Genomic DNA, 7,717 nt, shown 5'->3' with positions numbered 1-7,717 from the left:
ATCAGCGGCGCGACCAGCGCGGCCACGGACCAGGACATCGTGTACATGCCCTGGTAGCGCCCGCGCCCATGCGTGGGGGAGAGACAGATAGATGCCGTACGCCACGGCCGCCGCGCACAGCGCGAAGCAGGCGTACGCGCCGGTGCGCGCCATGGCCGCGGAGCCGCCGCCCGAGGCGGACGCCGTCTCCTGCTTGGAGAGACCGACGACGCCAAGGGTGAACAGGCCCACGAGAGCCACCGTCACGGCGAGGCTGACTCCGAAGACGGAACCGAGAGCTGCCCAGTCGATGTTCATGCTGATGTGTCCTTAAACCGTCGCGGGCCTGGCGGGGTCCGCCATGGCGCCGGTCGTGGTCGTGGTCGGGGCCGAGATGGTGGCCCTGACCGGGTCGTCGGAGGGGGCGTCCGCGGCGGCCATCGCGCCCGTCGGGGGCGGCGTGACGGCGGCGATCGCGGTGGTCACGACGCCCGCGGGCTCGACGTCCGCGGTGGTGCCGTCGTGGCGGATCTCGTCGTCGGTGACGTTGGTGTGGTCGACGGCGTTGCGCCGCGAGAGCACCCAGATGACCGCCGAGCCCGCGATGAGCAGCGCGGCGGTGACCGCGACGCCCCAGGGGCCCTGCTTGGTGAGGAACTCGGCGCCCGCACCGACCAGGCCGGCGGCCGGCAGGGTCAGGCCCCACGCGATGAACATGCGGCTCGCGGTCGACCAGCGGACCACGCCGCCCTTGCGGCCGAGGCCCGCGCCCATCACGGCGCCGGAGCAGGACTGGGTGGTGGAGAGCGAGAAGCCCAGGTGCGAGGAGGCCAGGATGACCGTCGCGGCGCTGGTCTGGGCGGCGAAGCCCTGCTGCGGCTGGAGGTCGGTGAGGCCCTTGCCCATGGTGCGGATGATGCGCCAGCCGCCGAGGTACGTGCCGAGCGCGATGGCGACACCGGCCGAGACGATGACCCACATCGGGGGGTTCGAGCCGGGGTTCAGGACGCCGCCGGTGACCAGGGCGAGCGTGATGATGCCCATGGTCTTCTGCGCGTCGTTCGTGCCGTGGGCCAGCGAGACGAGGCCCGCGGAGGCGATCTGGCCCGCGCGGTAGCCCTTGGCCGTCGCCTTGGTGTCGGTGTTGCGGCCGATGCGGTACGTCAGACGCGTGGCCACCATCGCGGCGAGACCCGCCACGAGGGGCGCGGCGAGGGCCGGGATCAGGATCTTGGTGACGACGGTGCCGCCGTTGATCGAGGACCAGCCCATCGACATGACCGCGGCCCCGATGAGGCCGCCGAAGAGCGCGTGGGAGGAGCTGGAGGGCAGGCCCACCAGCCAGGTCAGCAGATTCCAGAGGATCGCGCCGACGAGCGCGGCGAAGATGACCTCGGTCTTGAGGCCGTCCTCGTTGACGATGCCGCCGGAGATCGTCTTGGCGACTTCGACGGAGAGGAAGGCGCCGACGAGGTTGAGCACGGCGGACATGGCCACCGCCGTCTTGGGCTTGAGAGCGCCGGTCGAGATGGTCGTCGCCATCGCGTTGGCAGTGTCGTGGAAACCGTTCGTGAAATCGAACACGAGAGCGGTAACGATCACGATCCCGAGGAGAAGCGTGATGTGTTCCATTTACCCAGGCTTCTGTTGGACGTCAGTGGCATGTGGAACGTAGGCAACCTGGGTGAACGGAAAGTGAACTGGGTCGGGCATCACGGTGACCCGAAGCGGAGCCTCGCCGATCCGTATCGATCAGGTGTCTGGTCAGGATCGTACGGATTGGCGGCGCACGGCCGTAAATCCGGGGCGGAGTGTCGCCTTCCGCCACCCTTCGGCCCCCCTCTCCGCGCACTGATCCGACCGGCCGCCGGGCCGCCCAGGAGATACTTGTCACCCGGCGGAGCCCGCCGGAAGCGGAAGCGGAAGCGCCCCTCGGCCCTCGGCCCTCGCCTCTCGCCCCTCGATCGTCGGCCACGCCTACAGCGCCGCGTGCCCGGCTGGCAGGATCGGCCCATGACTGAGCAGGGGCAGGGCCAGCGGCAGCGGCAGCGGCAGGGCGCCGGGCGTGGCGCGGAGCGGGACGCCGTCGGGCGGGCGTGGGACGAGCTGGTGGAGACGGCCCGCAGGACAGTGACGGACGGCCTGGTCGTCGGCACCTCGGGCAATGTCTCGGTGCGGGTCGGCGACACGGTCCTGGTCACCCCGAGCGGGGTGCCCTACGACCGGCTGCGGCCGGAGGACGCGCTCGGCGTCGACCTCGAAGGGCGACGGGTCCTCGGCGACCTCGCGCCGACCAGCGAGCTGCCCATGCACCTCGCGATCTACCGCACCACCGACGCGGCGGCCGTCGTCCACACCCACGCGGTGCACGCCACGGCCGTCTCCATGCTGGTCCCCGAGCTTCCGGCGGTCCACTACATGACGGGCGTCCTCGGCGGCCCGGCCCGCGTCGCCCCCTACGCGCTCTACGGCACCGACGAGCTGGCCGAGAACATGCTCCAGGCCCTGCGCGGCCGTACCGGATGCCTCCTCCAGAACCACGGAACGGTCACGTACGGAGACTCCCTTCCCCAGGCGTACGACCGCACGGCGCAACTGGAATGGATGTCCCGCCTCTGGCTCACGGCCAGCTCACTGCCGGGCCACACGCCCACGCTCCTGTCCGACACCCAGCTGAGTGCGGCGGAGGAGAAGCTGCGGGGGTACGGACAGGGCGACGAACGGGCGTACGAGCAGGAGCGCGAGCAGGAGCAGGAGCATGGGCAGGAGCGCGGGCAGAAGACTCCCTGACCGTTGCCACCGCCATCTGTGGGCACCAGAAACACATGGCAGATCCGACGGCAGACCCGATGACAGATCCGATGCGTACACAAGGCTCCCGGCTCCGGCGGCGCCGAGCCGCCGGGTGGTCACCCCACGGGTACCGCCCACTGGCCTCCGGGCCCCTGCCCCCGGACACTGGGACGGTGCGCCCAGCCAAAGCGACGGCAGCGGCCGTCACCGCAGTCACAGCAGCCCTGGGGACAGCCGCTGCCGCCATCGCGGCGGGCCGGTTCGCCAGCGACGCCGCCCTCAAGGCCCCGGCGGGCCGCCGGCTGCCGACGGAGCCCCGCCTCACCGTGCACGCCACGGCCGCCGGCCAGATCTCCCTGACCCGCGCCCTCGCGAGCCTGCGCCCCGGCACGTACGGCCTGAGCGGCGACGGCACCCACGCGATCGTCGGTCCCGTCCTGGAGGCGGCCCCGCACGAGGCCGACACGGTCGTACGACGCCTCGAAGCCGTCACCCGGGGCACCCTGGAACCGGGCGCCAAGGTCTGGCTCACCCCGCAGGTCCACATCGGCGACCCGCACACCGCGCTCGGCATCGACCACACGGACGTCGGCATCCCCGGCGAACTCGGCAACCTGCCCGCCTGGTTCGTGCCCGGCGGACGCGACACCTGGGTCATCACCGTGCACGGCCTCGGCACCACCCGCGAACACCCCATGGTCGTCATGGACTTCCTGCACCGCCTGCAGCTCCCCGTGCTCGACCTCGCCTACCGCGGCGACCCGGGCGCGCCCCGCTCCGCGGACGGCCTCGCCCACCTGGGCGAGACGGAGTGGCGCGACCTGGACGCCGCCATCCGCTACGCCGTGCGCCACGGCGCCCGCGACGTCGTCCTGCACGGCTGGTCCACCGGCGCCGCGATGTGCCTGCACGCCGCCGCCCACTCGGCGCTGCGCGAGAGGATCAGCGGTCTCGTCCTCGACTCCCCGGTACTCAACTGGGAGACCACCCTGCGCGCCCTCGCCGCGGCCCGCCGCACCCCAGGGCCGCTCCTTCCGCTTGCGGTCCGTGCGGCCCAGGGCCGCACGGGTCTGCGCGGCGACCGCACCCTGGCGGCCGCGGACCCCGCGACGCTCAAGGTCCCGACGCTCGTCCTGCACGGCCCCGACGACGCCATCGCCCCCTGGGCCCTCTCCCGTCAACTGGCCGGACACCGCCCTGACCTGGTCTCCTTGCGCACCGTCCCCGGCGCGCCGCACGGCGCCATGTGGAACGCCGACCCGGCGGGCTACGAAGAGGCGATGCGGCGCTTCCTCACCCCTCTGATGTGACCGTCCGCACCCTCTCCCGCATGGCCGCCGCGTCCCCTCGGCACGGCGGCCGCGAGGCCACCGACGCCCTTCCGTTTGGGTTTTCGGACCGTCAACAGGAAGACTGCTCCCGTGACGTCCCGTACCCCGCGCGACTCCAGGCTCCGACTCGTCCGCGCGCCCTACCCGAGGGCCGAGAAGCGAGGGGAGTCCCAGCGCGACCCAGCGCGACCCCTCTCCGCCGCCCCCGGCGCGGTGAGCAACCGCCGCACGCGCCGTCCCGCGCCCCGTCCACCCGAGGGCACACCGGCGCCCTCGGAACTGGCCCGCGGCGCGCGTGCCGGCCTCGCCGACGCCGTGCGGGTCGCCCGCTGGGCCGACGCCGCCCTGCGCCCGGGCCCCGGCCGCACCGGCGCGACGCCCGACGGCAGGGGCACCCTCTCCGGCGCCACCGCCGAACGGGCCGCCGCCGAGCTGGGGCTGACCCCCGGTCAGGTCCGCGCCGACTGGGACACCGCGCGCCTCGCCGGCCTCATCGAGGTGCACGGCGACAGCGCACGCCCCGGCTGGCGCCTGCGCGCCTGGGACCGCGACGACACCGCCGTGCTGCGCGGCTGGGTCGCGCTCTTCGACGCCTGGTCCCTGGCCCACCCGGCCCCGGACGGCCTCGGCGCCGCCGCGGTCGCCGAGGTCGTCGAAGCCATGCCGCAGGTCCTCTCCTTCCTCCAACTCTCAGCGGGCCCCGTCCCCGTACCGCAACTGCTCGACCTCCTGGACCAACGCGTCACGGAACTCCGCACCGAGCGCTGCGAGATCCCCTACAACCCCGAGCCCGAAGCCACCACCGGCGCCACCCCGGGGACCGAGCCCGAGGCCGCCGTCGGGACCGCGCCCGAGGCCGCCGCCGAGAGCGTCCCGGAGACCGCCGTCGGGGCCGCGTCAGAGGCGACCACCGGGACTGCGTCTGAGGCCGCCGGGACCGCCGTCGGGGCCGCGTCCGAGGCCGCCGGCGGGGCCACCCCGGGGACCGCCGTCGGGGCCGAGCCCGAGGCCGTCGCCGAAGGCACCCCGGCCGACTGTGCCGAAGAAGCCGCCCCGCTGCCCGCCCTTCTCGACTGGGCGTTGCACGGCCTCGCCGCCGTTGGGGCGCTCACCTATGCCGACGGCCAGGCCACGCTCACCCCGCTCGGCAGCTGGGCGGTCTGGGTCAAGCTGGAGCAGATCTGCGTCGCCGCGCAGAGCCCCGCGGGGCATATCGAGCAGTCCGCCGAGGACATGCTGCGCGGCTGCGCCCGCCTGCGTCCCAACGCGGCCCGCGCCGAATACCGCGCCTGGCTCGCCGCCCGCCCCGTCGGCAGCGCCGTCACCGACCTGCTCACCGCCGCCCGAGGCGAGGACGCCCTGCTGCGCGGCCTCGCGTTCGAGGCGCTGCGCGTGGTCGGCGCCCCGGCCGAGGCGGAGGTCAGGGCCGTCGTCGACGAGGCATCCCTGCGCCCCTACGCCCTGCTGTGGCTCGCCGAGCAGGAGGGCGCCGACCCCGAGGACGTCCACCTCGTGCTGACCCGCGAGGAGTCCACCTGGCTGTGGATCGACACGGCGGCGGCCGTCGCCGACCACGGGGAGGCCCAACTCCTCGTCCGGCACCTGGAGTCGGCGGTACAGCCCACCGTGCCCGCCCTCCTCGACGAGGTGCGCCGCGCGGGACACCCCCGCACCGTCCAGGTCCTGGTCGCGCTCGCCGCGGCCCACCCCGACCCGGCGCTCGCCAAGGCCGTGCGCCGCGCCGCCTTCCAGGTGCACACCGGCGGGGAGTGAGGCAGGGGCGACCTCGGGAACCTCGGGGTCCTCAGGTGCTTGTCCCGCCTCAGGTCCGTATCTCGGGGGCGTACGTACCAAAGCTCCATACGTTGCCCTCGGCGTCCCGGGCCATGTAGTCCCGCGAGCCGTAGTCCTGGTCCGTCGGGGGCATCAGGATCTCCGCCCCGTGCTCCTTGGCCCGCTGGTGGTGGGCGTCGACGTCGTCCACGACGATGTACACCCCGCTGGGCCCCGCGTCCTTCATCGCCCGGTCGAAGACGCCGCCCGTGCCCCTGGAGCCGAGCATCACCGCGCCGTTCCCCTGGGCCAGCTCGGCGTGCATGATGCCGCCGTCCTCACCCTCGTACACACTCACCTCGGTGAAGCCGAAGGCCTCCGTCAGCTGCTTGACCGCGGCCTTCGCGTCCGCGTACAGCAGTGTCGGGAACACGCTCGGCCGTCCGCCGTCGTCGCCTGCCATGCCGATCACTCCGATCAGATCCATGACGCGGAGTGTGATCCACCCCACATCTGCTCACAGTCTCGCACCGGGCACTGACAACGCCCTCCCGAGCCTGCGGGGCCGCTCAGCGGAAGGTCAGCGGAAGGTGTCGCACCGCCCCATGTCGCCCGTGCGATAGCCCTGGTAGAACCACCGCTGGCGCTGCTCGGCGGAGCCGTGTGTCCAGGATTCGGGGGTGACCCGGCCCTGGAACTTCTCCTGGATCCGGTCGTCGCCCACCGCCGCCGCCGCGTCCATGCCGTCCCGGATGTCCGCGTCGTCGAGGCTGGTGATCAGCGGCCTGCCCGTGCGGTCGTCCGGACTGCGGGTCGCGTGCCGCGCCCAGACCCCGGCGTAGCAGTCGGCCTGCAACTCGACCCTGACCGCGTTGCTGTCGCGGCCCGTACGCCCGTCCTGGGCGCGCCGCAGGATCCCCGCCAGGTTCTGCACGTGGTGCCCGTACTCGTGGGCAACGACGTACGCCTGCGCGAAGGGACCGCCGGTGGAGCCGAACCTCGTGCGCAGCTCGTCGAAGAACCCGAGATCCAGATAGACCTTCCGGTCGCCGGGGCAGTAGAACGGGCCGACCGCCGAGGTCGCCGTGCCGCAGGCGGTGCCGACGCGGCCGGTGAACAGGACGGTCCGCGCGGGGGAGTACGTGGCCTGCCTGCGCTGGAACTCCGGCCGCCAGTAGTCCTGGAGGCTGTTGACCACCGCCACGATGCGGCAGTCCTCCTTGGTGTTCGCGTCCCGCCCCGTGCGGCAGCTCTGCTGCACCTGCGCGAGCGACGAGGACGAAACCTCGGGCTCCTCCTCACCGGAGGAGAGGCCCAGCTGATCCGGACCCACTCCGAAGAAGAGGCCGAGCACCAGCGCGATGAGTCCGGCGATGCCGCCGCCGACGGTCGCCCGGCCGCCGGGGATCCGGCTGCCGCGCACGTCCTGCACCTCGGAGGAGTCCAGGCCGGCGTCGTCGTCGAACTGCATGGCGCACCCCTCTGTGTCGCACCCGGACCGGCACCGGCACCGGCACCCATCGCCCGCACCGAGACCTCCGGCCGTCCAGTCCATCCTGATACACCCACTGCCGCGAGGCCCCGGACGAAGGCCCGAACGGGGGACGCGAACCACTCCCCGCGCCGTGTCGCACCACCGCCACCCCCCACCACCGGCACCCCCACCGCTACGCTCTGCGCCTGATCCGCAGGCAGTGGTACCGAAGGGGGGCCGACATGCCCACTCCGCCACCCACCACGCCAACGACGCCCCCCGCGCCCCCCGCGCCTGCCGTGCCCACCGCGTCCCCCGAGCCGGCCGCACCCGCCGCGCCCCCCGCGCCTGCCGTGCCCACCGCGTC

At 73.6% G+C, this 7,717-nt stretch carries 6 protein-coding genes and 1 pseudogene; 3 read left to right on the top strand and 4 right to left on the bottom strand.

The features are described 5' to 3' along the window. Positions 1 to 84: 84 nt before the first annotated feature. Positions 85 to 297: pseudogene (locus ACWDZ7_RS42405) on the bottom strand (hypothetical protein); the annotation flags it as partial. Between the two features lie 12 nt (positions 298 to 309). Then, the gene (locus ACWDZ7_RS42400) at positions 310 to 1,611 is read right to left on the bottom strand and encodes an anion permease (protein WP_451804251.1); all 1,302 of its coding nucleotides are present in this window, start codon (positions 1,609 to 1,611) and stop codon (positions 310 to 312) included. Between the two features lie 381 nt (positions 1,612 to 1,992). On the opposite strand from ACWDZ7_RS42400, the gene ACWDZ7_RS42395 reads away from it, so the two are divergent. From ACWDZ7_RS42395 to ACWDZ7_RS42385, 3 genes are all read left to right on the top strand, one after another. Next, a complete protein-coding gene (locus ACWDZ7_RS42395; RefSeq protein ID WP_451804249.1) occupies positions 1,993 to 2,769 on the top strand; it encodes a class II aldolase/adducin family protein in 777 nt (258 codons plus the stop codon). A 176-nt stretch (positions 2,770 to 2,945) separates the two neighbouring features. Continuing rightward, positions 2,946 to 4,082 (top strand): alpha/beta hydrolase, encoded by a 1,137-nt coding sequence (locus ACWDZ7_RS42390; RefSeq protein ID WP_451804247.1) that lies wholly within the window; start codon positions 2,946 to 2,948, stop codon positions 4,080 to 4,082. 111 nt (positions 4,083 to 4,193) lie between these two features. Further along, positions 4,194 to 5,876 (top strand): hypothetical protein, encoded by a 1,683-nt coding sequence (locus ACWDZ7_RS42385; RefSeq protein WP_451804245.1) that lies wholly within the window; start codon positions 4,194 to 4,196, stop codon positions 5,874 to 5,876. A gap of 49 nt (positions 5,877 to 5,925) precedes the next feature. On the opposite strand, the gene ACWDZ7_RS42380 is transcribed toward ACWDZ7_RS42385, so the two are convergent. Both ACWDZ7_RS42380 and ypfJ read right to left on the bottom strand, forming a co-directional pair. Then, positions 5,926 to 6,363 carry a VOC family protein gene (locus tag ACWDZ7_RS42380; RefSeq protein ID WP_451804243.1) on the bottom strand — a complete coding sequence of 146 codons (438 nt, stop codon included), beginning with the start codon at positions 6,361 to 6,363 and terminating at the stop codon, positions 5,926 to 5,928. 93 nt (positions 6,364 to 6,456) lie between these two features. Then, positions 6,457 to 7,347 (bottom strand): KPN_02809 family neutral zinc metallopeptidase, encoded by an 891-nt coding sequence (ypfJ, locus tag ACWDZ7_RS42375; RefSeq protein ID WP_451804241.1) that lies wholly within the window; start codon positions 7,345 to 7,347, stop codon positions 6,457 to 6,459. Positions 7,348 to 7,717 lie beyond the last annotated feature (370 nt).

This window comes from Streptomyces sp. NPDC003032 (assembly GCF_053591415.1).
This window is presented reverse-complemented; position numbering and strand designations above follow the sequence as displayed.

Excerpts from the sequence above, each read along its gene's own strand:
- ACWDZ7_RS42400 (WP_451804251.1), bottom strand. The coding sequence starts at position 1,611 with ATGGAACACATCACGCTTCTCCTCGGGATCGTGATCGTTACCGCTCTC.
- ACWDZ7_RS42395 (WP_451804249.1), top strand. The coding sequence starts at position 1,993 with ATGACTGAGCAGGGGCAGGGCCAGCGGCAGCGGCAGCGGCAGGGCGCC.
- ACWDZ7_RS42380 (WP_451804243.1), bottom strand. The coding sequence starts at position 6,363 with ATGGATCTGATCGGAGTGATCGGCATGGCAGGCGACGACGGCGGACGG.
- ypfJ (WP_451804241.1), bottom strand. The coding sequence starts at position 7,347 with ATGCAGTTCGACGACGACGCCGGCCTGGACTCCTCCGAGGTGCAGGAC.